Genomic DNA, 24,480 nt, shown 5'->3' with positions numbered 1-24,480 from the left:
CACCTATGATGAAGAACACGCCACGACTCAGTCGGCGTCTGAGGGAGCCGGCACTTGTTTGTTCATGTCGAAACGCGTCGCCGTGCACGCTGGCACTGGGCCACCTTGTTGGTGGTCACTCTTTGCGTAGTGTGTTTTGTCGGTTTGGCGCTAACCCCTGCACCTCAGCGAATTTCCCTGCTGCTGGAATGGGGCACGGTTCCCGCGAATATCTTCAACCCGCACAGGGCGCTGTTGCCGCAACTTACCGATCCTGCCCTGTTGCGCTTGTTCACGGCGCTGTTCATCCACGTAACCTGGCTGCATTTACTGAGCAACCTTCTGTTCCTGGTGATCTTTGGTTTGCCGGGCGAACGCGCGCTGGGCTCCCTGCGCTTCCTGCTGCTGTTTGTGGTGGGCGGAGTTGTGGCGAATCTGATCGGCGCGCTATCGCTGGCTGGCGTGCGTCTGCCGATCATCGGCTGCAGCGGCGCGGTGTCGGCCGTGGTGGGTACGTATGTGGCGCTGTTCCCGCGTGCCAGGTTGGGCCTGGTGCTGCCACTGGGTCTGTATCTTGAATTCGTGCGGGTACCGGCTTTCTTGTTGATTGGTATCTGGGTACTGCTGCAATTGCTGTTCAGCTATGCCGGGCCGAGCTATGGCGCCTATGTGTGGTGGGCGCATATCGGTGGCTTTCTGTTTGGTCTCGTGTTTGCGCTGTTTTCGCGCGATGCGATCGCTCGCCGCTTGCGCGGTTGAGTGGCGTCATCCGAAAAGCGGATCCCATCCGCTACTGCGCGCAAATTGGCGAAGCAGCCGGCGAGCAAAAGGGGTGGCCGCCACGGCACCGAATATCTGATCTGGATCTGCGCCCTCGCGCTGCATGTCGGCGTGCTTGCGCTTGATGTAGGCGCGCATGATTTCGGCATTGAACTCCGGATGGAATTGCGTGCTGATGGCTTTTGGTCCGTACCGTAGTAGCTGGTGAGGATCGCGCGCCGAGCGGGCCAGCACGATGGAATCGCGCGGCGGTTCGAGCACGCTTTGCTCATGGGTGGTATGTGCCCGGAAGCTGGCTGGAAGCGCGAGCGTCATCGGGTCGCGGTGGATGTCCTCCGAAAGGCTGATCGACTGGGTGCCGATTTCGCGACCGCCTGGCAGGAAATCAACGCGCCCGCCCAGCGCATGCGCCATCAATTGATGACCGTAGCAGACGCCGAACATCGGCAATTCGATGTCCATGGCGTTGCGTATCCAGCCCGCGGTGCGTTCACTCCATGAAGCTTTTTCGGTGACCATGGCGGCCGAGCCGGTGATGATGGCTCCGGCGACCTCGTGCGGTGGCGGGAGAGCCTCGCCCGCCGCGACATCCACCGTTCGCAGCCACTGCGGGTGCAGGCGCGCGCCAAGCCGGAACCAGTGCGGAAAGTCGCCATGACGGGCGCGGATGACGTCCGGAGCACGACCGGTGCGGATGATCAGTACGAAGCTCATGCAGGGAAAACTTGGTTATGGTTTGGCCGTCTTTACGGCTGAGTATCGTCGATAGCTTCGATCGGTGGCAACACAGTGAGAATTTCCTGCACCGTGGTCAGCCCCGCGGTCACCTGATCGGCCGCGGAGATCCGCAACGGGCGCATGCCTTCGGACAGAGCTGCCTGGCCAAAGCCACTCAGGTCCAGCTGGGCCGAAATCAGGCCACGCAACCGTGGCGACAATTTCATCATCTCGTAGATGCCGGTGCGGCCCATGAAGCCGGTATTGCGGCATTCCAGGCAGCCGACCGGCTGATACACCTGATCCGGCACCGGTATGCTCCAGCCGTGGGTAAGCACGGTCCAGGCCTGTGGATCCTGCGTGGTCGCCTGCTTGCAGTGCGGGCACAACGTCCGGACCAGCCGTTGCGCCACCACGCCGGTCAGGGTGGACTGGATCAGGTAGTGCGGTACGCCAAGGTCGAGCAGTCGGGTGACCGCACTGGGTGCGTCGTTGGTATGCAGGGTGGACAACACCAAGTGGCCGGTAAGCGAAGCCTGCACTGCCATCTGGGCGGTTTCGAGATCGCGGATCTCGCCGACCATGATGATGTCCGGATCCTGCCGCAGAAGCGTGCGTACGCCAGCGGCAAAATCGAGATCGATCGCCGCATGCACCTGCATCTGGTTGAATTCCGGCGAAACCATTTCAATCGGATCTTCCACCGTGCACACGTTGAGCTCCGGCGTGGCCAGGTGCTTCAGCGTGGAATACAGCGTGGTGGTCTTGCCCGAGCCGGTCGGGCCGGTGACCAGCACGATGCCATGGGGGCGTTCGACCATGCTGCGCCAGTTGGCGGTCTCGCCGGGAGAGAAACCGAGCTGCGCAAAATCCTTGACGACCAGGTCCGGATCGAAGATCCGCATCACCACCTTCTCGCCGAACGCGGTGGGCATGTTCGAGATGCGCAGCTCCACCTCGCGACCGGATACCGAGCGGGTCTTGATGCGACCATCCTGTGGCCGGCGCTTCTCGGCCACGTCCATGCGCGCCAGGATCTTGATGCGCGCTGTTACCGCGGTCATCACGGGTGCGGGTAGTTCGAACACCTTTTGCATGATGCCGTCGATGCGAAAGCGTATGTGTCCGGTGTCGCGGCGTGGCTCCAGGTGGATGTCGGAAGCGCGCTGCTCGAAAGCGTACTGCAGCAGCCAATCGACGATGTGCACCACATGACGATCGTCGGCGCCGACTTCCCCGCTCTTGCCCAGTTCGACCAGCTGTTCGAAATTGAGGATCGCCGAAGAACTGTCGCTGCCCGTCTTGGCATCCTGCGCGAGCTGGATCGAACGCTGGACGCCGTAGAACTCCTGCAGGTAGCGATTGATGTCGATAGGGCTGGCCACCACGCGCTTGATATCCCGCCGCAGCATCTGCGCCAGATCGGGAGCCCAGCCAGCTTCGAACGGTTCGCAGGTGGCGAACGTCACCTCGCCCGGAGCGGCCGCGATCGGCAGGATGCGGTGGCGCTTGGCATAAGCGTGACTGACAACCTGGGTCACCGATGCGACATTGATCTTCATCGGATCGATCTTCAGGTATGCCAACCCGGCGTGCCCGGCCAGCCACTCGGTCAGGGCTTCCAGGCTCAGCGGCCGGCCCTTCTCATGCTGATTCGCGAGCTTGGCGTTTGCGATCAACACCAATGGATGCAATTCCACCGTGCTGCGGCCAGCGCGCGCGCCCATGCGAACCTGTTTGGCATCGTCGGCGAGCAGATAACCGTCGACCACGAGTGCCGCCAGCAGTTCATCCAGTTCGAGTCGCCCACGGCGCCCGAGGAGGGATGCAATTTGTGGTGAAGCAGCCATCCGGATGTGTTCCCCCTCGGTGCACTTTCCTCACCGGAACCCGGTCGGAAAGCAAGCTGCAGCTATACTAACGCGCTTTCCCCCAGGTCACGGAAAACCATGTCCGCACGTACCTTCCAGGATGTGATCCAGACCCTCAACCGCTACTGGGCGGCGCAGGGTTGTGTGCTGCTGCAGCCGCTCGATACCGAGGTTGGCGCCGGCACTTTTCATCCCGCCACGTTCCTGCGTTCGCTTGGGCCCGAGCCCTGGGCTGCGGCCTACGTGCAGCCGTCGCGACGTCCCACCGATGGTCGGTACGGTGAGAATCCCAACCGGCTGCAGCATTACTACCAGTACCAGGTGGTGATGAAGCCCAATCCGGAGAATATCCTCGACCTGTATATCGGCTCGCTGAAGGAGCTTGGCCTCGATCCGTTGGTGCATGACCTGCGCTTCGTCGAGGACAATTGGGAATCGCCGACCCTGGGCGCCTGGGGTCTGGGTTGGGAGGTCTGGCTCAACGGCATGGAGGTTACCCAGTTCACCTATTTCCAGCAGGCCGGCGGCCTTGAATGCCGCCCGGTCACCGGCGAGATCACCTACGGGCTGGAGCGGCTGGCGATGTACTTGCAGAACGTCGACAACGTCTACGACCTGGTCTGGACCGATGGCCCGCGAGGCACCGTCACCTACGGCGACGTGTTCCTGCAGAACGAAGTGGAACAAAGCACCTACAACTTCGAGCACGCCAACGTGCCCGAACTGCTGCACTGGTTCGACGTGTGCGAGGCCACCGCCAACCAGCTGATTGCAGCCAACCTGCCGCTGCCGGCGTACGAACAGGTGATGAAGGCCAGCCACACCTTCAATCTGCTCGATGCACGTCGCGCCATCAGCGTTACCGAGCGCCAACGCTACATCCTGCGCGTGCGCACGCTGTCGCGCAGCGTGGCCGAAACCTATGTCGCGCAGCGCGAGAAGCTCGGTTTTCCGGGCCTGAAGAACGTCAGGGAGCAGGCCGCATGAGCGCCGCCAAGTCACTGTTGATCGAGCTCGGTACCGAGGAACTGCCGCCGAAGGCGCTGGACGAACTGGCCGCGGCTTTCCTGCGCGGCATTTGCGATGGTCTGGCCAGACGCGGCGTCGACGCCGCACTGGACGAAGCCCGCGCCTATGCGTCGCCGCGCCGGCTTGCCGTGCATATTCCTGGCGTGAGCACCGCCCAGCCCGAACAGGCGATCGAACGCCGGGGCCCGGCGCTGGCTGCCGCGCTCGATGCCGATGAGCAGCCCTCCAAGGCACTGCTCGGCTTCGCGCAATCCTGCGGGGTCGCAGTGGAACAGCTGGAAAAGCTGGAGACCGACAAGGGTGCGTGGTTTGTCTGGCGCACGGTCAAACCCGGCCAGACGGTTGCTTCGTTGCTGCCGGCCATCGTCGATGAGGCGCTGAAGGCGTTGCCGATTCCACGGCCGATGCGCTGGGCCGACCACGATTACAGCTTCGTGCGACCCGCGCACTGGCTGGTCATCCTGCATGGCGCGGAGATCGTCGAGGGTGAAGTGCTGGGTCTGCGCAGCGGGCGCAAATCGCGCGGGCATCGCTTCATGCATCCTCAACCCGTGCATGTGGCCGATGCCGATGGCTGGCTGGATGCGATGCGCGCATCCAACGTGTTGGCCGACCCGCAGGAGCGTCGCCGGCGCATCCACGACCAGATCGACCAGGTTGCCCAGACCATCGGTGGCACCCCACGACTGGACGATGCGTTGCTGGACGAGCTGGCCAATCTCACCGAATGGCCGGTCGCGATTGCCTGCACGTTCGAGCGCGAATTCCTCAGCGTGCCGCCCGAAGCGTTGGTGACCACGATGGTGGCAAACCAGAAGTTCGTACCGGTGTTCGACGCCGACGGCAAGCTGACCGAGCACTTCATCGGCATCGCGAATATCCAGAGCAAGGATCCGGGCGAGATCCGCAAGGGTTACGAGCGCGTGATCCGGCCGCGTTTCGCCGACGCCAAGTTTTTCTGGGACGAGGACCTGAAGACGCCACTTGCCGGCTATCAGGAGCAGCTGAAGAACGTTACCTACCAGCAAGCGCTGGGTACTTTGTGGGACAAGACCGTGCGCGTGGCCGAACTGGCACGGATCATCGCCAACCGGGTCGGCGCGGACGGCGCTGCGGCTACCCGTGCCGCAAGCCTGAGCAAGTGCGATCTGCTGACGCGCATGGTTGGCGAATTTCCCGAGTTGCAGGGCGTGATGGGTCGCTATTACGCCAGCCATGATGGTGAACCGGCCGAGGTTGCCGACGCGCTGGACAGCTATTATCAGCCGCGTTTCGGTGGCGATGCGATCGCCGCAGGCAAACTCGGTCAGGTACTGGCGGTGGCCGAGCGGCTGGATACACTGGCCGGGATCTTCGCCGTCGGCATGAAACCGGGCGGCAACAAGGATCCGTTCGCCCTGCGCCGCGCTGCGCTGGGCCTTGCGCGCACCTTGATCGAGGGCAGCCTGGAACTCGATTTGCGCGGTAGTCTGGTCGAAGCACTGGAGCTGCTGCCCGACGCGGCGCTGGCGGCAGGATTGAAGACCCCCAAGGACGGCAAGCCGGCTGTCCTGAATGCGGGCCAGCGGCGAGCGATCCTGCTCGACGAGCTGTACGACTTCATCCTCGATCGTCTGCGCGGGTATTACGCCGACCAGGGTTTCGACAACGCCCAGTTCGAGGCGGTACTTGCGGTGCAACCCGCCAGCCTGATCGATTTCGACCGACGCCTGCGTGCTGTGGCCGAGTTCGGTCGTCGTCCGGAAGCTGTCAGTCTGGCCGCAGCCAACAAGCGCGTCGCCAATATCCTGCGCAAGCAGGCCGAGGAGAACGGCGCGACGGCGGTAGCTTGTGTCGCCGATCCGGCGCATTTCGAGGCGGACGAGGAACGCGAACTGGCCAAAGCGCTCGCTTCAGCCCAGCAGGAAACCGCCGAGGCGCTGAGTGCCGGCGACTATACGGCCGTGCTCGCACGGCTGTCGCAACTGCAGGCACCGGTGGATACGTTCTTCGACAGCGTGCTGGTAAACGCCGACAATCCGGCCGTGCGAGCCAATCGGCTGGCCTTGCTCGGTCAGCTGAAGGCGCAGTTCGGCGCCATCGCTGATATTGCCCTGCTCTGAAGACAGCCCTGTAAGGAGCGGCTGCCGTCATGGCTTCCGTTCCTTACCTATTGCAGGTTTGACCTCCGCTCCAGTCAGACCGTGCCGCGTTCCTTGTGGATACGCTCGGCCAGCTGGTGATTGAACGTCACCATCGCAAGCGGATCCACATGGGAGCCGCCAGGACCCAGGATTTCATAGAGTCGGGTCAGAAGATCGGTGTTCTCGGACAAAGACAACTGGCTGTCGGCCAGGCTCAGCTCCGATTGCAGGATGCGTACGGCCGTGTTCAGGCGTTGCGCGTCGACTGTTGCGCCAGTAGTCGCAGTCTGCTGATCCTGCAGCACATTTTGGCGGGTGTGGAGTCGCTGCGGCGACGCTTTTTCCGAACTGTATTGGTCATCCAGGGTGGGCAGGCTGGGATCGATCTGCGGTGTTCCCTCGCCCGCCACCAGCCATACCAGCGAAATCCCCAACGTACGCGCCAGTGTGACGCAGCGCGCACGCGAGGGATCGGTGTTGCCGTCACGCCAGCTGCGCACGACTCCCTCGGAAAAACCGCACATTCTGGCGATCTCCGTGGCGCTTCCAACGCGCTGGATCAGCAGTTTGATGCGTTCCGCGAAAGTACCTGCGGCTGGTGAATTCGTGATTTTTTCCGGGTTCATGGGGGTGCCGAAGTGGGGGAGCAGGGGAGAGGTGCGTATAAATCAAAAAAAAAATCCAGTCAAGCAAAATTCTACGAAATAAAGGTTATGAAAGTGTTGACCTTCGCGATTTCATGAATTAACGTCGCAATAACTTGCATGGCGGAACGGCAAGACACACGTTAAATCGTGCGTACCAGCACCAAGTGATCAAGCTAATGAGGCTGATCTTCTTGGATGTTACGAACACATAAAAGTTTCATGTGCCCGGAGCGCTCGGGCCGAACTTGGGGAGTTACCACTGATGAATTCGCGTAAAAATTTCAAAGCGGGGCAGCTGCGCCGCACATCGTTGGCTGTTGGTCTCGGCTTGTGCCTGATTGGCACCGGCGCGCTGGCCCAGTCAACCACCGGCAGCATCTTCGGCCAGGCCGAAGCGGGTTCGACCGTTGTGGTCAAGAGTTCCTCGGGCATCACTCGCCAAGTCGCTGTTGATTCAACCGGCCATTACGCTGCCGACTCCTTGCCGCTGGGCAACTACACGGTGACGTTGCAGCGCGATGGGGCGACGGTCGATTCGCGCTCTAACGTTACTCTGCGCGTGGGTTCAGGTACCGAAGTATCGTTCGGCGCTGCTGGCGCCGCCCGGAATGCCCAGAATCTTTCGGCAATCACGGTTCAGGCCAATGCCCTGCCCAGCATCGACGTGACCGGTGTGGACTCCCGGACCGTCATCACTGCCGAGCAGCTGGCCAAGCTGCCACTGGCCCGCAGCGCCGAAGCCATCGCCTTGCTGGCACCGGGCGTGGTTGCAGGCAGCGACCTGTTCACCAACGCCACGGGTGGTTCGGTCGTTTCCTTCGGCGGCTCCTCGGTGACCGAGAACGCGTATTACCTCAACGGTTTCAATACGACCGATCCGCTCAGCGGCTTCGGCGGCATCACGTTGCCCTACGGTGCCATTGAACAGCAGGAAATCCTGAACGGCGGTTACGGTGCGGCTTATGGCCGTTCCGATGGCGGCGTGATCAGCCAGGTGGGCAAGCGTGGTACGAACGAATGGCATTTCGGTGGACAAGTTCTTTGGACCCCCAAAGACCTCAAGTCCGACCCGAAGAACTACTACTACGTCAATAAAGACGGTTCGCGGGGCAAGGTTCGCCAGTACCGCTACGACAACAAGTCGTCGACCACCACGGTGGACGCCTACGTCGGCGGCCCGCTGATCAAGGACAAGTTGTTCATCTTCGCGGCCGCGGAAGCGGAGCGCCAGCAGGGCCAGTCCACCGGTTCCAACGTGGCGCCCTACGTGACCCATTACCGCTACGACAACCCGAAATGGTACGGCAAGCTGGACTGGAACATCACCGACAGCAACATCCTCGAGGTGACAGGGGCTTCCCAGAAGGTTTCCTACCAGGGTTCGTTGAACGACTTCAATTACGCCACCAAGCAGGAAGGTGGGTATAGCGCCACGGATACCAACACCAAGAACGGTGCAGACGTTTATTCGGCGAAGTTCACCAGCTACATCACCGATGACCTCACGGTGAGCGTGCTGTACGGCAAGATGAAGGGTACCTGGTACAGCGATACCCCGAACTACGACCCGACCTATCCGTATCTTTTCGGTGCGCAGGACCAGAACCCGGCCCTGAACGGTGGCGATCCCATCGTCAACAGCCAGAATGTCTCGACGATCAACTTGCCGGGTCATAGCTCCACCAACACCAACCTGCGCTTCGACGTGAGCTATCGGATGGGTGATCACACCTTGACTGCCGGTATTGACAACCAGGATGTGAAGAACACCGACGGCGGCACCAAATTCCCGGACGGTGGTTTGGGTTACGCCTGGGAATATAACAATCAGGGCGATCCTGACAGTTACGTGGCCGGTGGTCCGGAGACGGGTGCGGGCTGGGAAGGCCGGCCTTGGGTAGTCAACACAGGTTCCCAGCCGGGCGGCCAAACAGGCTATTACGTCGCCAAGTACGAGTTCCACAATGACGCGTCGGTGCGTGTGTCACAGCGCGCGCAGTATATCGAGGACAGCTGGCAGGTCACGGATCGTTGGCTGGTCAAGGTGGGTCTGCGCAACGACCAGTTCACCAACTACAACGCCGGTGGCAAACCGTACCTGCGTCTGACCTCGCCGCAGTGGGCGCCTCGTGTGGGCTTCAGCTGGGACGTGGCCGGCGATTCCAGCTTTAAGGTCTACGGCAATGCGGGTCGTTACTACCTCGCCATGCCGACCAGCGTGGCGCTGCGCTCGGCCGGCTCGTCGCTGTATACCCGCACCTACTACACCTACGAGGGCATCGACGCCAATGGTGTGCCAACGGGGCTGCACCCGATCGACACCAGCGTGGGTGCCGGCAATCCGTTCTCGGCCAACGGCGAGTACGGCCAGCCGCGCGACCCGCATGTCGGCAGCGCCCACGACCTCAAATCGGAGTATCAGGACGAGTACATCCTGGGCTTCGACAAGAAGCTGGGTGACGCGTGGGTCTACGGCGCCAAAGCGACCTACCGCAACCTGCGCAACGCGATCGACGACATCGGCGATTCTCCGTCGATCATCGCCAAGATGAACAAGATGGGCATCGATCCGACTACCTATGATCCGGGTCAGATTCCGGGCAGCTTCCTGATGAATCCGGGCAAGGATGCGGTGTACTCGATCGCGAAGATCGGCGGTGGTTACTACGACGTGCCGATGAGCTGGAAGGGCGACTTCGGCTTCAATACCACCATGAAGCGCAAGTACTACGGCTTGGATATGTACTTGGAGCATCCGTTCGACGGCACGTGGTACGGCAAGATCGACTACCTGTGGTCGCGCAGCTACGGCAACAGCGAAGGTCAGGTGCGTACGGATATCGGTCAGACCGATGTGTCGGCAACGGTCGACTGGGATTATTCCCAGGTGATGGACTACGCCAACGGCGCGCTGGCCAACGATCGTCGCCATCAGCTGAAGGCCTATGGCTCGTACCAGATCGCGCCGGAGTGGATGCTGTCCGGAAACCTGGCCATCTCGTCCGGTTCCCCGATCACCTGCTTGGGTTATTACGGTCCTCAGCAGACCAATCCGGGCCTCGCCTACAACGGTGGTTATTACCACTTCTGCGGTGGCGTGCCGTCCCAGCCGGGTACCAAGCGCAATCCATGGACCTATCGTCTGGATCTGAGCGCCGAGTATCGGCCGGAGTGGGCGGGCAAGAAGCTGGCCTTCAATGCCATGGTCTACAACGTGTTCAACAAGCAGACGACGACGCAGATCTATGCGCTTGAGTCGAGCGCCAGCTACCGGCGCCCGTACGCATCGCAGACCCCGCGTTACGTCCGCTTCGGTGTCTCGTACGACTTCTGATGATCTGATGTCGTAGATACATTGCTGTATTCAGAGGCTGCCGGATTGATTCGGCAGCCTCTTTTTTTGTAATGTGCTCATCTGCTCGCGCTTCCAGGCTGCCCATGACTCTCGATCGAGAAGCCAACTTTCGAATTATCGGCACCGGGCATGCTTTTTGGATCACGGCGTGAGCCAATTCTCCTTGCTGCGCAAACGGCGCTTCGCGCCGTTCTTCTGGACGCAGGCGCTGGGGGCCTTCAACGACAATGCGTTTCGCAATGCGTTGGTGATGCTTGTGGCGTTCCAGATGGGTCTGGACGATCACGCGGTGTCGCTCTACACGAACCTTGCGCCCGCACTGTTCATCATCCCGTTCTTCCTGTTCTCCGCCACGGCGGGTCAGCTGGCCGAGAAGTACGAGAAGAGCCGGATCATTCGTTACGTGAAGCTGTTCGAGATCGGCGCGATGGCGCTGGCGGCGTACGGTTTCTACACCCACCACACTTTGTTGCTGCTGGTGGTGCTGTTCATGATGGGCGTGCATTCGACCATGTTCGGGCCGATCAAGTACGCAATCCTGCCGCAGGCGCTGAAGCCGGACGAGCTGGTCGGTGGTAACGGGCTGGTGGAGATGGGCACCCAGATGGCGATGCTGGTTGGCATGATCGCCGGCAACTCGCTGATGCTGGTGGCCGGAGTCGGACCGTTGCTGGCGTCAGGCGCAACGATCGCGGTGGCCGTGGCCGGGTACCTGGTTTGCCTGAAAATTCCGCTGGCACCGGCAACCGCGCCGGAGTTGAAGTTCAACTGGAACCCCTTCAGCGAAACCGCGCGGGTGCTTGCCATCACTCGCGCTGACCGCGCAGTTTTCAACGCAGTATTGGGCATTTCCTGGTTCTGGTTCTTCGGCACGGTATTGATCGCGCAACTGCCGATCTACACGCGCGAAACGCTGGGTGGAGATGGCTCGGTCAATACACTGATCCTGACCTTGTTTTCCATCGGTACCGGTGTCGGTGCGCTGTTGTGTGAAAAGATGTCGGGTCGACGCGTGGAGATCGGCCTGGTGCCGCTGGGTGCATTCGGGCTAACGGCTTTCGGCGTGGATTTGTACTTCGCGCGGCATGGCGTCGCGTCGATGCGCGGGCTGGACTGGTTGGCCTTCCTGCACAGCGCGGGCAGCTGGCGCATCGCGCTCGACCTTACCCTGATCGGCATGTTTGCCGGCTTCTACGTGGTGCCGCTGTTTGCCTTCGTGCAGGCGCGTGCGCCGCGCGAAAAGCTGTCGCGGATCATCGCAGGCACCAACATTCTGAATGCGCTGCTGATCGTGCTGGCTGCCGGCTTCGGCCTGGGTCTGGGTGCGCTGGGCATGGACGCGTCGCAGATCTTTCTGGCCGCGTCGCTGCTCAACGTACTGGTCGCGTGGTACATCTTCACCCTGGTGCCCGAGTTCGTGATGCGCTTCATTACCTGGGTGCTGGTGAACACTTTGTACCGGGTGCGCGCCGAAGGCGCCCAGAACGTGCCCGACGAAGGGGCGGCGCTACTCGTATGCAACCACGTCAGCTTCATGGACCCGCTGCTGCTGATGGCAAACCTGCGTCGGCCGACACGCTTCGTCATGTACTACAGGATCTTCAACATCCCGCTGCTGAGCTTCGTATTCCGCACCGCCAAGGCGATTCCGATCGCAGGTTACAAGGAAGACCCGCAGGTCCTGCAGCAGGCTTACGATGCGATCGACGAGGCGCTGGCCGCGGGCGAGGTGGTTTGCATCTTCCCCGAAGGCGGACTGACCAGTGACGGCGAAATCGCGTCGTTCCGGTCGGGTGTGGAGAAAATTCTGGAACGGCGCCCGGTGCCGGTGGTAGCGATGGCGCTACGTGGCCTGTGGGGCAGCGTGTGGAGTCGGCGTGATTCGATGCTGCATCGCTCCCGCTTGCCGCGACGTTTTCGCGCGCGGGTGGAGCTGGTGGTCGATGCGCCGCGCGCGCCGCATCAGGTCGACGCAGCGACATTGGAAGCGCGGGTACGCGAGCTGCGCGGCGACCGTTCGTAAACGCGCGGTACGGTCTCATCCGCCATCAGGCAAGAGCGATTTTCGGATCGAAGGTCAGCCGACCCAACTGCCGATCACGATCAGTGCCACCACGCTCAGCCAAGCCAGCAGGGCGCGTAGCAACGCGCTGCGCAGGCGTCGCAGTTCGGCTAGCGGATCGCCGTGTTCCTCGGCGTAACCGTCGCCGGCCTCGATGTCGATCAGCACGTCGGCCTGGGCTGCAGCACCGAGGAAGCCCGGACCGGCGCTGTACCAGCTGGTCGGTGCGGCTTGGCTGTGCCAGCGCCTCCAGGCACCGATCACGGCTTCCCAATGGCCGACCACGGCCAGGGTGAAAGTGAGCAGTTGCGCCGGCAGCCAGTCCAGCGCATTGGCAACGTAACCGGCGACGCGGTGGCTGGCCGGATCGAGCAGCAGCGTGTCGTCACGGCTCAGCGTTTGCGTCAGCCGGTACAACAACGCCCCGACCGGGCCGAGCAGGAAAAACCACAGCAGCACGGCGAAGCGCCGGCGCAGCGCGGCGTAGACGGCCGCCTCGCCCAGAGCGGGCGCGCTCCAGGTGATCAGCTGGCCATCATCGGACAGTGCCTGCGCTGCGGCTTCACGGCTGGCGCCATCCGGTGCGCGCAGTATCGCTTCCAGGTCGGTCTCGAATTCGCGTGGGCCGAGGCAATACAGCAATACCGCCAGAGCGAACAGCAGTTGCAGGAGGTCGTCCAGCGGCGATCGATCGAGCAGCCACATCACCAGCACGCACAAGGCCAAGGGCGGCAGCAAGGTTAGCACCACACGGCCAGCGCCACTGGTGTCCGCCAGCTGCATTACCCAGCGCCGGAACAATGCATCGTGGCGCCAGCGCGCCAGTTGCGGCATCACGTGCAGCAGGCCGAGGGCGATGAGGGCGACGAGCAGGGGAATGGCCATGGTGGGCGGACTCGCGGATGAAGTCCGCATTGTAAGCGAGGGGTTCGTGTATTGCCGATGGCGGTTCAATAGCAGCGGTATGTCGCGGCCGTTCTGTCGACCTCTTCGGGAGAGATGTGCGCTCCAACGAGGTGCCATGTATCGATCATCGCGGAAAGCGCGAAGCTTCCAGCGTCGCAGGAGACTGCAGTCAGCGCGGGGCGGCTTGAGCCGCGACCAGGTCGTCCAGTTCCTTCCCCGCCCGTTCGCGCAGCCAGTGCGACAGCAGTCGATACGATATCGACAGCGCCGTGGAGGGCAGGAAGCTGCCGTCGGCGAGACCCTCGATGATCTGTTGCGCGGTGAACCAGCGCGCGTCTTCCAGTTCGTGGTCGCGCATGGCGATACGGCGGGATGTCGCCGTGGCGATGAAACCGACCATCAGCGAAGCGGGCATGGGCCATGGTTGCGACGAGTGATAGCGGACTTCGTCCACGATGACGCCAGATTCCTCGGCCACTTCACGACGCACCGCGTCCTCCAGCGATTCACCCGGCTCGACGAAGCCGGCCAGGGTGGAATAGCGGCCGGGCGGCCAACCCGCCTGACGACCGAGCAGGCAGGCGTCCCCATGCTCGACCAGCATGATCACGGCCGCATCGGTCCGGGGAAAATGCAGGCGCGCGCAATCCGGATTCGTGCACTGCGCGCGATGACCGGCGGCAACCAGGTGCAGCGGTGCGCCGCAATAGGCGCAATGCCGGGTTTCGCGTTGCCAGTGCGACAGGCCCTTCGCGTAGGCGAACAGGCTGGCCTCGTCCGCCGGCAGTAGCAAGCCGGCATTGCGCAGGCTCAGGCGACGCGCATCGAGCGCGGTCTCCAACGTTTCGGCGGGTGTGGAATCGTCCAGCACCAGCATGAAATGCGGGCGTTGCCCGGCGATGCCGAGCAGGGTGGCGGGCGAATCGCCAAGCCATTGTTCGCGCTCGCCGGCGTCGAGCCAGCGCAAGGCCTCGCGGTCGCGCTGCATGAAAGCTTCGCCGGTGGTGTCCAGCAGCAGGTAACGCGCATCCGCCGAACGAGCCTGTTCGGTAAGCCACGGGGACTCATCGCGTCGTTCGGCGATCCGGTCCAGGACCAGGCTGAGTCCGGCGAATATGTTGGTATGCGGCAATGTGGCCCGATCCATCAGCGCTTCTCAGATGGAGAACGAAGAACCGCAGCCGCACGTGGTCTTGGCGTTCGGATTGCTGATGACAAATTGCGACCCGCTGAGGTTTTCGGCGTAGTCGACCTGCGCGCCAGTGAGATATTGCAACGACAGTGGATCGCACAACAGGGTCACGCCCTCCCGCTCGATCGCGAAATCGTCCTCGGCCTGGGCTTCATCGAAGGTGAAACCGTACTGGAAACCCGAGCAGCCACCCCCGCTGATGTACACCCGCAACTTCAACGCCGGATTGCCTTCCTCGGCAATCAGCTCGTGCACCTTGTGCGCGGCGGCGGCGGTGAACACCAGTGGTGCTCCGCTGCTGCGGTAATCGGGGATGGCGACAAAAGTTTCCATGGTCAACTAGATGGGGCCGTGACTGACAGGTACAAGCATACCGCCTCAGGCCGGCACCGCCTCGTCGAGCTCGGCATCCGGTGCCGGCAATTCGCGCTGTGCCTCATCGGCCTGGCGCGAGATGCGACCGTTGACCTGGGCGCCGGCGGCCATTTCCAGCGTGTGATAACGCAGGTCGCCATCGATGCGCGCCTGGGGCGCCAACTCCAGCCGGGCGCTGACGTAGACGTCGCCAGTCACGTGACCGTTGATTACCGCCTGCGGCACGTGGATTTCGCCGTGCACGTGACCATGCTCGCTCAGCGTGAACATGGCATCGTCGCCTTCGGCCAGCACGGTGCCTTCGATACGGCCATCCAGATGCAGCGCGCCGCTGAAGCGAAGGTCGCCGCGGATCACCGTGCCGCGGGCAATCAGGCTGGTCTCATGGCTGTTGTTGCTGCGATCGTTGCGTTTACGGTTGAGCATCGTGATCCCCCTGGGCTGTGGTGATGTTGCCGCTCAATGCGGCGCCCCATGCGACGGCTCGGTCGACCGGTTCGCCGCCAGTGGGCTGGATGTGGACACGCAATCGTGTCGGACGAAAACCCGCCGGCAGCACGATGGTGCCGTGCAATTGCTGGAAATAAGTGAAGCGGAACGGCAGGCCGTCCTTCTGTGAGGCATCGCCCAGCGCGGCCCAGTCCAGCCGCGCCACCTTGTCGCCGCGCAGGCCTTCCACGCTGACCAGCGCGTTGCCGGATATCTCGTCGCCGCGCTTGGCGTTCTGGGTCAGGCTGAGTGCCAGGTTCCAGCCGCGCGAACCCGTGATCGGCTGCAGTTTCACTTCCTGCAGCTTCAGCCCCTGGCGTTGGGCATCGCCGCCGACGAGCCGGGAGTAGAAGCCCAGGTCCGCGCGCAACCCACTGAGTTCTTCCTCGCGCTGGGCCAGGGTGCCGCGCAGCGATCGGGTGGCGACATCATTGACCTGGGCGGCGCGTTGCAGGTTGGCAACCTGCTGCTTGAGATCGGCGATCTGGCCAAGCAAGGCGCCTTGCTGGCGCTTGTCGACGGCTGCCGGTGTATTGGCATGCCGGCCCGAGAACCCGGCCAGCACACCCACCACCAGCAGACTCCCCAGCCAGGCCAGTCCCAACCACAGCCAGCGCCGACGATGGCCGACGTCATCATGCCGGCGCACGACGAAGCGCGGTGGTGGTCGTGAAGCCATGCAGGCCGCCTTGGGGAAAACCGAAGGTATAGCCCCGGCGTGATGACAACGTCAAGGAACGGGTGCGCGCTTCGACGTGAAGCGGCATCCGGGACGCCGTATGCGGTGGCTCAACTCTGCATCTTGCTCTGCAGATAACGCTCCGCGCCGATGTCCTTGACCAGGCTGAACTGGGTTTCCAGCCAGTCGATGTGCTCTTCCTCGTCGTGCAGGATGTCCTTGAACAGGTCGCGACTGATGTAGTCGGCAATGCCTTCGCTGTGGGTGATCGCCTCGCGCAGATCCTTCACTGCGGCCAGCTCAAGATCCAGATCGCCCTGCATCGACTCCAGCGCATTTTCGCCAATGCGCAGCTTGCCCAGGTGCTGCAGGTTTGGCAGGCCATCGAGGAACAGGATGCGTTCGATCAGATGATCGGCGTGCTTCATCTCCTCGATCGATTCCTTGTATTCATGCTCGGCCAGTTCGCTGTAACCCCAGTCCTTGAGCATGCGGTAATGCAGGAAATACTGGTTGATCGCGGTCAGTTCGTTGTAGAGCACCTTGTTGAGGAACTCGATGACCTTGGCATCACCTTTCATGGCCTTTCTCCCATCGTCGGACAACGCGGACTATACAAAGTCCGTGCGCAGATCGACGGAATGCGAATGGCAATGGTTTGCCCGTGCGTTCGGAGCGCGATGACGCTTCGGCGATGGGGCTGTCCGAACGGGAAAAAGGAGGCGGCGAAAGGCTCAGGCGGCGGCTAGCGGGAACCGGGCAAGCACCTGCGACACGGCGTTGTCGAGCGTGCTGCGGGCTTCCTGCTCGCAACAGCCGCAGCAATCCGAGCAGCCGGTACGCGCCTGCAGCTCGGCAAACGAATGCACGCCATCGGCCGCCTCGCGACGGATGTCATGATCGGTGACGGCATTGCACATGCAGATATACATGGCGCATATAAGAACGCGAATGCGAATGATTGTCAACAATAGAATGGAGGTGTCCGGAGTCCGTTCAGGCCGCCGCACGGCCGGGACCCGGTCCGGTGGGTGGCACATCGGCATTGTCCCGCGGCGGCAAGGTGCCCAATTCCACGCTGAACAGATCTTCGACCAGCGGGGCAAAATGGCGCAGTGCCCGCTCGTAGACCTGCCGCTTGAAATTAACCACATGCGCGGCGGGGTACCAGAAATCGACCCAGCGCCACAGGTCGAATTCCGGCTTGTCGCAGGCATCCAGTTTCAACGCCTCTTCGCCGCTGACCAGCTTGAGCAGGAACCACACCTGCTTCTGGCCGATGCAGGTGGGACGCTGATGATGACGCACGTAGCGGCTGGGCAGGCGATAGCGCAACCAGCCGTGGGTCGCAGTGATGACCTCGACATGGTGCGCGGCCAGCCCGGTTTCCTCTTCCAGCTCCCGATACATCGCCTCCAGCGGCGTTTCGTCCGAGCGCATGCCGCCCTGCGGGAATTGCCAGCCGTCACGATTGACCCGGCGCGCCCAGAACAGCTGGCCGTCTGCATTGAGCAGCACGATCCCTACATTCGGTCGATAGCCATCCACATCAATCATGTCGCCTCCTGGAGTCCCACGGCGGTTCCCGCCGGCAAGACCGCGTACCATTCCGTGACCGATTCAACCACAGCGCGCAAAGCAGCGGCAAGCTGCAGACTTGAACCTGTCGGGCTACACGACTACACTGCCGCGCCCCGCCCGTATCGTTCTGATCCGGCATGGCGGGATTCCTCATGGCTATGTAGCTCAGCTGGTTAGAGCACAGCACTCATAATGCTGGGGTCGGTGGTTCGAGTCCACCCATAGCCACCACTTCTTTGGCACATAAGGCCATCAGGTGAAAACAGGTAACTCCGTGTAATTGCGGAGTTTTTATGTGCCGGTGACCGCCATCCGGCCCCTGGATCCCGCCAATGAACGGTCCCGCGTAGCACCGATCACGGTGCCGTACCGCTTGTAGAATACGGCCATGGATATCTTCAAAGTCTTCACTCTGGAAGCCGCCCACCGCCTTCCCAACGTTCCGGACGGGCACAAATGCGCTCGGTTGCATGGTCATTCGTTCCGCATCGAGCTGCATTTAACGGGTGAGCCTGGAGCGGACACAGGCTGGGTGATGGACTTCGGCGATCTCAAGGTGGCCTTTCAGCCAATCTACGATCAACTCGACCACCACTACCTCAATGATATCGAGGGGCTGGACAATCCGACCAGCGAGCGACTGGCCATCTGGATCTGGGAGCGACTCAAGCCTCGGTTGCCGCTGCTTTCGGAGATCGTGGTGCACGAGACCTGCACGTCAGGCTGTCGTTACCGGGCGCCTCGGTAACGTTAGGCATTCCGCATCGCTGACAATCGGCGCTGCCTGAAATTGCCATGCTGACGACATGCATTTGGCGGCGAAGCCATTCATGAGATGTGCGCCATGGGTTGTCGTGCAGCGACGAGCAAAGTGAGATACCCGAACGCCCTGCAATCAACGGTTCGATTCGGCATACGGCGACATTTCGCCTTCAGCACGCCGTTGCTCCAGTAGATGGAGCTTCTCCCATCGGCTTCCCCCAACGGTCAAAACAGTGCATTTGCCGTATCCGTGCATGCTCTTGCCGGATTCGCACCATGCCTTGCCGGATACGCCTAGAGCGATGCCGGATCGGCGTATTGCGAAAGTAATCCACGCGTTTCAATGATCCCCGACAGCGCCTCAATGCATGGCATGGCGCATGTGGACTATCGGCGACCGAGCTGTATCGCGCCGGTCGCTTTATGGGTCGTTAGCAACGGGGGCATCACTAATGAATCGCATCTATCGTCTGGTCTGGTGCCGGCCCCTTGGGGCCATGGTGGCAGTTTCCGAATTGGCTTCGTCGAAGCGGTCTGCAGGCTGTTCGCGTCAAAGCGTGGTCGGCAAGCCTGCACTCTTGTTGTCTTTGGCCATCCTCGGGGCGCTCGGCATCCTTCACGCGCCAGCGGCGTTCGCGCAGGATTCCCGCTTGGCCGATCTGCAGTCGTTGATGGCCAAATATGACAACACGCATCCGGCTCCGCCGGTCCAGGCGGATGTCCAGGCCATCGAGCCTCGCACTTCGTTGTCGGCTGCTACCGTGATGGGTTCTTCGGCATCTGCTGGCCCGTCGCAGCGATATCACAGTGGCACGCACGCCATCGCCTCGGCGCGTGTTGCGGCCACCAGCGCGCCGGCTGCACTGAAAGTCGGCATGCATACCGAAGTGGCTCGAGTGGCTACTCTCTCGACAAAGGCAAAGCTTGACGCCAGGGTTGTTGGTGCGCCCGTTGCTGAAATCACGCAATCACTTGCTGCCGTGGCAAAGCCGGCAACCGCGTTGTTGCAGCCGGTGGCGACGCTCACCAGAGGGGCCACATCGGAAAAATCGACGGCATCGGTCACGCAGTCCGTGATGGCTTCCGATCGTCGCTTGGTCCACGGCACGAAGGCCGCCAAGAGCAACCCCGTCTACATTGACATCGTCGATGACGAAGAGGACGCAAAGGACGCCACGTCGACATCGGCCACTTCGTCGACCGCATCAAGCATCAGTACTACATCGTCGAGCTTCGCTTCGCGGTCGACCTCGCTTCTGCCGACCCTGTCGAACTTGTTCGCGATGCCGGACGCGATCACACCGCAGGCAGTACCCGTGGTGCCCGCCCCGGGACCGACGCCTACAGGCCTGATCGTCGGCAATGACGGTGTGGTTGGTACGGCGAGCCAGCTGCTGGGTACCACCACCAACAGCCTGTTCAACAACAGCAGCGGCTACGTGACCAATGGCAGCCTGAAAGTAAACAACACCAATTTCACCCAGGGCTATTCCACCCTGAGTCTGCTCGGGCTGCCGTTGCTCAACCTGACCCCGGTAGGCACCCTGTTGACGACTGCCGATGGTGCCGTCGTTGGTGGCACCGGCATCAACTCGCACTTGACGCTGCTAGGCGGCGTTACCTCCGACAGCTACATCACCAATATCAACAATGGTGCCGCGGGTGGGCTGCTAGGCCTGGTATTGCCAACGAATGCGCCAGCATGGGCGGCCACCTGCTTGAACGTCCTGGGTGTACTGCAGGAATCCTGCTGGGGGGTGAACGCGGCGCAGGACTACCAAGTGCTGGTCGGCGATGGCGCATCGGCCAACGGCTCCAAGGAAGTTGTCATCGGCACCAATGCCACACATACCCTGGCGCCCGTGGATGCCAGCACGGCGTTCCCCGGCGCCGGTACCAACGATCCGAACAATCCCTCCGGCGTTCCGACGGCGGATTACGCTGCGCGTCTTGGTCATTCGGTCGTCATCGGTGACGATGCGTCGGGCACGGCCAACGCACAAACCATCATCGGCGCAGAGGCCACTTCGAGTGTGGCCAACAGTGTGTCACTGGGCTACCAGTCCGCGGCCAACCGTGGCGCAGTGGCTGGCTACACGGCCTATGGTCTTGCCGCGCCGCAAAATTCCGCCGGTGAAGTCTCCGTCGGCGCTCCCGGCAAGGAGCGCCAGATCACCAACGTGGCCGCAGGCCGCGATGCAACTGACGCAGTCAACGTGGCGCAGCTCGAGGGCGTCTCGGCCGTGGCCGGTAATTCGGTGCAGTACGACGATGCGACCAACCAGACGGTGACCCTTGCCGGCCCAGCCAGCACGGATGGTGGCGTCACCGGCGGCACCACCATCAGCAATGTACATGCGGGCGACCTCAGCGCCACCAGCACCGATGCCGTGAACGGTTCGCAGCTGTTTGCCACCAACCAGAACGTCACCAACCTCGGCGACATCATCACCGACGTCGCCGGTGATACCAGCACCACGTATGTCACCAACAACGGGCGCGGCGTGAAATACGTGCGCACCAACGACACGGGCTTGCCTGCGGGTGATGCGCACGCCACTGTTGCCGGCGCCACGGCTCTGGGCTACAACGCCACCGCCAGCCAGGAACAGAGCGTGGCCATTGGCCGCGATTCACTGGCCGACGGCAGCACCCTGGGTACGGTGGCGTACAACCCGAGCACCACCGCCGTGATCGCGGGCACCACCCCGGCCGGCGAAGTGAGCATCGGCAGCGCCGGCGCGGAACGTCGCATTACCAATGTGGCCGCGGGCGCAGGCAGCACCGATGCGGTGAACGTGAGTCAGCTGGCCGCCGTGGCCAGTGACCTCGACAATCTCGGCAACACCGCGGTGCAATACGACGACAGCAGCAAGACCAGCGTAACGCTGGCCGGTCCGTTCAGCGCCGATGGCGGCGTTACCGGCGGCACCACCATTAGCAACCTGCATGCAGCTGACCTCAGCGCCACCAGCACCGATGCGGTGAACGGTGCACAGCTGTTTGCGACCAACAACAGCATCACCAATGTCTACGACGGCGGCACCAAGTATTTCCACTCCAACAGCTCCGGTACGGACAGCGCGGCGACCGGTGCGGACAGCGTGGCGATCGGTACCGGCGCCACGGCCAGCAATGCCGACGACGTCGCACTTGGTGCCCACTCGGCAACAGACGCGCTGCATACCGGTGACTTGGCGTTCTTCGGCGGCAGCGCGGCGGGTTCCGGATCCTCGGTACTTTCGGTGGGTGCGCTCGGACAGGAGCGGCAAATCCAGAACGTGGCCCCCGGCGTGGTGACGGCGGCATCCACCGATGCAATCAACGGGTCGCAGCTATATTCGGTAGTAACAGGTGTCGACACGCTCGGCTCGTCGTTCGCCAGCTCGCTCGGCGGCAGCTCAAGCTACGATTCCACTACCGGTGCGGTTACTGCAGACCTGAACTACGGTGGCAGCAGCTACGACTCGGTGCAGAACGTGCTCAACGCGTTGACGGGTGGCGGCAACAGCCAGGGCATCAAATACTTCCATGCCAACTCCACCCTGGCTGACGCTGATGCCAGCGGCACCGACAGCGTAGCCGCGGGTCCGGCAGCCAGCGCCAGCGGCGCGGACAGTGTGGCGATGGGCAACGCAGCCGATGCCAGCGCCGATGGCGCGCTCGCGCTCGGTGCCGGCGCCATCTCCAGCATGGCCAACAGCGTCGCGCTTGGCGCCGGCTCGGTTACCTTGGTGGGCGCACAGGCCAGCTACACGGGATACGGCCTCACTGCACCGCAGACTTCACTCGGCGAAGTCAATGTGGGTAATCGCCAGATCACCGGTGTGGCGGCGGGGTCGGCGGCAAACGACGCGGTGAACGTCGAGCAGCTGCAGGCCGTCGACAACCAGGTTCAAGCGGTCGACAAGTTGGCGGTGAAGTACGACGCCGACACCTCAGGTAATGCAACCAACACCATCAGCCTGACGGGTGCCGGTAGCGGTGCCCCGGTAACCATCACCCACTTGGCCGCTGGCGCTGAAACCGCGGCCAGCAGCGATGCCGTCAATGGTTCGCAGTTGTGGCATTGGACCCAGGACACCACCAACGTCTACAGCAACACCAGTCTGTACAACGACATCACCAACCTCAGTCAGGGCTCGGGCAAGGTCAAGTATTTCAATGTCAATTCGACCTTGGCCGATTCCACCGCTGGCGGCTCCAATGCGATCGCGGTTGGGCCAGCCGCCTCGGCCAGCGGCACCAACACTGTTGCCGTGGGCAATGGTGCCATCGCCACTGCCGACAATTCGGTGGCGCTCGGTGCCGGTTCGGTGGCGGACAGGGCCAATACCGTGTCGGTGGGCAGCAGCGGCAGCGAGCGGCAGATCACCAATGTCGCGGCAGGTACTACCAATACCGACGCGGTCAACCTGGGTCAGATGAAGGCCACGGTGACTGCTGCCGGCAAAGGCAGCGTGCACTACGACACCAAGACCAACGGCGATATCGACTACAACAACGTGACGCTCGGCAATGGCAGCGGTGACACCGGCATCCATCACGTGGCGGCGGGTGTGGCTGATACCGACGCGGTCAACGTCAAACAGGTCAACGACGGCATCCGGCAGGCGGTCAACTGGGCCAACTCCTACACGGACCATCGCATCGAGCAGTTTGGCAACCGTGCCAACGCCGGCGTGGCGGCAGCGATGGCCATGGCGGGCTTGCCGCAAGCCTATGTGCCAGGCAAGAGCATGGCGTCCGTCTCTGCCGGTTCGTTTCGCGGCGAATCCAGCTTGGCGATCGGCGTTTCCACCATCTCCGATGGCGGTCGCTGGGTCTACAAGCTGAGCGGGTCGACGGATACCCGAGGAGACGCTGGCGTAACGATCGGTGCCGGCATGCAGTGGTAGGGCAGCGGCGATGTGAAGAATCAAGATGCAACCGGAATGGAATGGAGGGGGCAATGATGCAAACCATGAAATGGCGCAATTTGACATGGCCGGTGGTGCTGGCGAGCGTGGTGTTGGCTGCGGGATGCAGCACGGTGGGCCACGACGCGAGGCCGGCTGACGGCGACGGAACCACTGACGTGAGTTTCCCCGATCCGTCGCACGCGACGATGCCAGAGGGCATTTTTGTCAACATCGAAAACCTGCGAAAAATCGCTCCGGGTATGACCAAGGCGCAACTTCGCGACCTTCTCGGCGCCCCGCATTTCAACGAAGGTGTCCTGGGCGTGCACACCTGGAATTACATCTTCGATTTCCGCAAAGGCGATGGCGACTACTTCAGCTGCCAGTACCAGGTGCAGTTCGACCGGAACAAGCAGGCCGAAAGCTTCCACTGGAAGCCCGAATCATGCAAATCCGTGCTCGATCGCAACGAACCCGTCGCCAAAGTGCCGGCGCCGGTAGCCTTGCCGAAGGAACCGATCCGGTTGTCGTCCGACGCCTTGTTCGACTTTGACAGCGCCAACCTGAAGTCAGAGGGACGCGACAACCTATCCCACGTGTTGCAGCAGATCCGTTCGGCCAGTGGTGTGCAAGACATCTTGATTGTCGGTTACACCGACCGTATTGGAAGCGATGCCTACAACCAGAAACTGTCCCGGGAACGCGCCGATGCCGTGCGCAAGTACCTGGCCGATGGCGATGTTCCAGTCAACGCCATGCAAATCGAGGGACGCGGTGAGGCGGATCCGTTGGTGCAATGCAAAGACGAGTCCAGCCGCACCGCCCTGATTGACTGCCTTGCGCCGAACCGAAGGGTGGAGTTTTCAGGGACGGCACGCCCCTGACACACATATGAAAAGTCTGTCCTGATCGGCACCGTGGGCGATACACAGCAGTGTGTCGGTCTACCGTCTCTCGCCCCCCCTTGCGACGTGTTCTCACGGTGCCGATCAGGACAGACTTGGACAAAACAAGTCCCGTTTCGCTCCGCCC

The 24,480-nt window shown here is 62.3% G+C and carries 20 protein-coding genes, 1 tRNA gene and 1 pseudogene; 10 read left to right on the top strand and 12 right to left on the bottom strand.

Going from position 1 to position 24,480, the window contains the following annotated elements; translation table 11 throughout:
* The first annotated feature begins 54 nt into the window (after window positions 1–54).
* Complete coding sequence (locus tag ACPPVV_RS18435) at window positions 55–738, top strand: rhomboid family intramembrane serine protease (protein WP_426701311.1); 684 nt, start codon at window positions 55–57, stop codon at window positions 736–738.
* Window positions 739–744: 6 nt separating this feature from the next.
* On the opposite strand, the gene ACPPVV_RS18430 is transcribed toward ACPPVV_RS18435, so the two are convergent.
* Both ACPPVV_RS18430 and ACPPVV_RS18425 read right to left on the bottom strand, forming a co-directional pair.
* A complete protein-coding gene (locus tag ACPPVV_RS18430; RefSeq protein ID WP_426701310.1) occupies window positions 745–1,473 on the bottom strand; it encodes a glutamine amidotransferase in 729 nt (242 codons plus the stop codon).
* A gap of 32 nt (window positions 1,474–1,505) precedes the next feature.
* A complete protein-coding gene (locus tag ACPPVV_RS18425; RefSeq protein WP_426701309.1) occupies window positions 1,506–3,326 on the bottom strand; it encodes a GspE/PulE family protein in 1,821 nt (606 codons plus the stop codon).
* Window positions 3,327–3,425: 99 nt separating this feature from the next.
* On the opposite strand from ACPPVV_RS18425, the gene glyQ reads away from it, so the two are divergent.
* Both glyQ and glyS read left to right on the top strand, forming a co-directional pair.
* A complete protein-coding gene (glyQ, locus tag ACPPVV_RS18420; RefSeq protein ID WP_426701308.1) occupies window positions 3,426–4,334 on the top strand; it encodes a glycine--tRNA ligase subunit alpha in 909 nt (302 codons plus the stop codon).
* Complete coding sequence (gene glyS, locus ACPPVV_RS18415) at window positions 4,331–6,478, top strand: glycine--tRNA ligase subunit beta (RefSeq protein WP_426701307.1); 2,148 nt, start codon at window positions 4,331–4,333, stop codon at window positions 6,476–6,478. The genes glyQ and glyS overlap by 4 nt, the downstream gene beginning before the upstream one ends.
* 74 nt (window positions 6,479–6,552) lie before the next feature.
* Here the strand turns inward: glyS and ACPPVV_RS18410 are convergent, their stop codons facing one another.
* Window positions 6,553–7,125: a helix-turn-helix domain-containing protein gene (locus tag ACPPVV_RS18410; RefSeq protein WP_426701306.1), complete on the bottom strand. Its 573-nt coding sequence runs from the start codon at window positions 7,123–7,125 to the stop codon at window positions 6,553–6,555.
* A 283-nt stretch (window positions 7,126–7,408) separates the two neighbouring features.
* On the opposite strand from ACPPVV_RS18410, the gene ACPPVV_RS18405 reads away from it, so the two are divergent.
* Together ACPPVV_RS18405 and ACPPVV_RS18400 are read left to right on the top strand one after the other, a co-directional pair.
* The gene (locus ACPPVV_RS18405) at window positions 7,409–10,480 is read left to right on the top strand and encodes a TonB-dependent receptor plug domain-containing protein (protein ID WP_426701305.1); all 3,072 of its coding nucleotides are present in this window, start codon (window positions 7,409–7,411) and stop codon (window positions 10,478–10,480) included.
* A 169-nt stretch (window positions 10,481–10,649) separates the two neighbouring features.
* Complete coding sequence (locus tag ACPPVV_RS18400) at window positions 10,650–12,524, top strand: MFS transporter (RefSeq protein WP_426701304.1); 1,875 nt, start codon at window positions 10,650–10,652, stop codon at window positions 12,522–12,524.
* A gap of 54 nt (window positions 12,525–12,578) precedes the next feature.
* On the opposite strand, the gene ampE is transcribed toward ACPPVV_RS18400, so the two are convergent.
* From ampE to ACPPVV_RS18360, 8 genes are all read right to left on the bottom strand, one after another.
* Entirely contained in the window at window positions 12,579–13,448 is an 870-nt protein-coding gene (ampE, locus tag ACPPVV_RS18395) for a regulatory signaling modulator protein AmpE (protein WP_426701303.1), read from the bottom strand.
* 190 nt (window positions 13,449–13,638) lie between these two features.
* Window positions 13,639–14,616, bottom strand: coding sequence for an NAD(+) diphosphatase (nudC, locus tag ACPPVV_RS18390; protein ID WP_426701302.1), 978 nt, complete (start codon window positions 14,614–14,616; stop codon window positions 13,639–13,641).
* 9 nt (window positions 14,617–14,625) lie between these two features.
* Entirely contained in the window at window positions 14,626–14,994 is a 369-nt protein-coding gene (erpA, locus tag ACPPVV_RS18385; protein ID WP_426701301.1) for an iron-sulfur cluster insertion protein ErpA, read from the bottom strand.
* Between the two features lie 45 nt (window positions 14,995–15,039).
* The gene (locus ACPPVV_RS18380; protein ID WP_426701300.1) at window positions 15,040–15,462 is read right to left on the bottom strand and encodes a bactofilin family protein; all 423 of its coding nucleotides are present in this window, start codon (window positions 15,460–15,462) and stop codon (window positions 15,040–15,042) included.
* Window positions 15,449–16,204 carry a DUF6776 family protein gene (locus ACPPVV_RS18375; RefSeq protein WP_426701299.1) on the bottom strand — a complete coding sequence of 252 codons (756 nt, stop codon included), beginning with the start codon at window positions 16,202–16,204 and terminating at the stop codon, window positions 15,449–15,451. The genes ACPPVV_RS18380 and ACPPVV_RS18375 overlap by 14 nt, the downstream gene beginning before the upstream one ends.
* Window positions 16,205–16,314: 110 nt before the next feature.
* Window positions 16,315–16,785 carry a bacterioferritin gene (gene bfr, locus ACPPVV_RS18370; RefSeq protein ID WP_426701298.1) on the bottom strand — a complete coding sequence of 157 codons (471 nt, stop codon included), beginning with the start codon at window positions 16,783–16,785 and terminating at the stop codon, window positions 16,315–16,317.
* A 153-nt stretch (window positions 16,786–16,938) separates the two neighbouring features.
* Window positions 16,939–17,136: a (2Fe-2S)-binding protein gene (locus ACPPVV_RS18365; protein WP_426703278.1), complete on the bottom strand. Its 198-nt coding sequence runs from the start codon at window positions 17,134–17,136 to the stop codon at window positions 16,939–16,941.
* A gap of 64 nt (window positions 17,137–17,200) precedes the next feature.
* A complete protein-coding gene (locus tag ACPPVV_RS18360) occupies window positions 17,201–17,761 on the bottom strand; it encodes an RNA pyrophosphohydrolase (RefSeq protein WP_426701297.1) in 561 nt (186 codons plus the stop codon).
* Window positions 17,762–17,939: 178 nt separating this feature from the next.
* Between ACPPVV_RS18360 and ACPPVV_RS18355 the strand changes: the two genes are divergently transcribed.
* The 3 genes and pseudogenes from ACPPVV_RS18355 to ACPPVV_RS18345 form a co-directional block, all read left to right on the top strand.
* Window positions 17,940–18,016, top strand: a tRNA-Met gene (locus ACPPVV_RS18355).
* Window positions 18,017–18,173: 157 nt separating this feature from the next.
* Window positions 18,174–18,533, top strand: coding sequence for a 6-carboxytetrahydropterin synthase QueD (gene queD / locus ACPPVV_RS18350; RefSeq protein WP_426701296.1), 360 nt, complete (start codon window positions 18,174–18,176; stop codon window positions 18,531–18,533).
* A 382-nt stretch (window positions 18,534–18,915) separates the two neighbouring features.
* A pseudogene (locus ACPPVV_RS18345) lies at window positions 18,916–19,080 on the top strand (ESPR domain-containing protein); the annotation flags it as partial.
* 269 nt (window positions 19,081–19,349) lie between these two features.
* Here the strand turns inward: ACPPVV_RS18345 and ACPPVV_RS18340 are convergent.
* Window positions 19,350–19,667, bottom strand: a complete 318-nt coding sequence (locus ACPPVV_RS18340) for a hypothetical protein (protein WP_426703292.1) — start codon at window positions 19,665–19,667, stop codon at window positions 19,350–19,352.
* Between the two features lie 163 nt (window positions 19,668–19,830).
* On the opposite strand from ACPPVV_RS18340, the gene ACPPVV_RS18335 reads away from it, so the two are divergent.
* Complete coding sequence (locus tag ACPPVV_RS18335) at window positions 19,831–23,445, top strand: YadA family autotransporter adhesin (RefSeq protein WP_426703277.1); 3,615 nt, start codon at window positions 19,831–19,833, stop codon at window positions 23,443–23,445.
* 53 nt (window positions 23,446–23,498) lie between these two features.
* Window positions 23,499–24,332: an OmpA family protein gene (locus ACPPVV_RS18330; RefSeq protein WP_426701295.1), complete on the top strand. Its 834-nt coding sequence runs from the start codon at window positions 23,499–23,501 to the stop codon at window positions 24,330–24,332.
* Window positions 24,333–24,480 lie beyond the last annotated feature (148 nt).

This window comes from Rhodanobacter sp. Col0626, from assembly GCF_049994385.1.
Lineage (GTDB): Bacteria > Pseudomonadota > Gammaproteobacteria > Xanthomonadales > Rhodanobacteraceae > Rhodanobacter.
The sequence above is the reverse complement of the archived record's forward strand: the minus strand, read 5'-3'. Positions and strand labels throughout refer to the sequence as shown.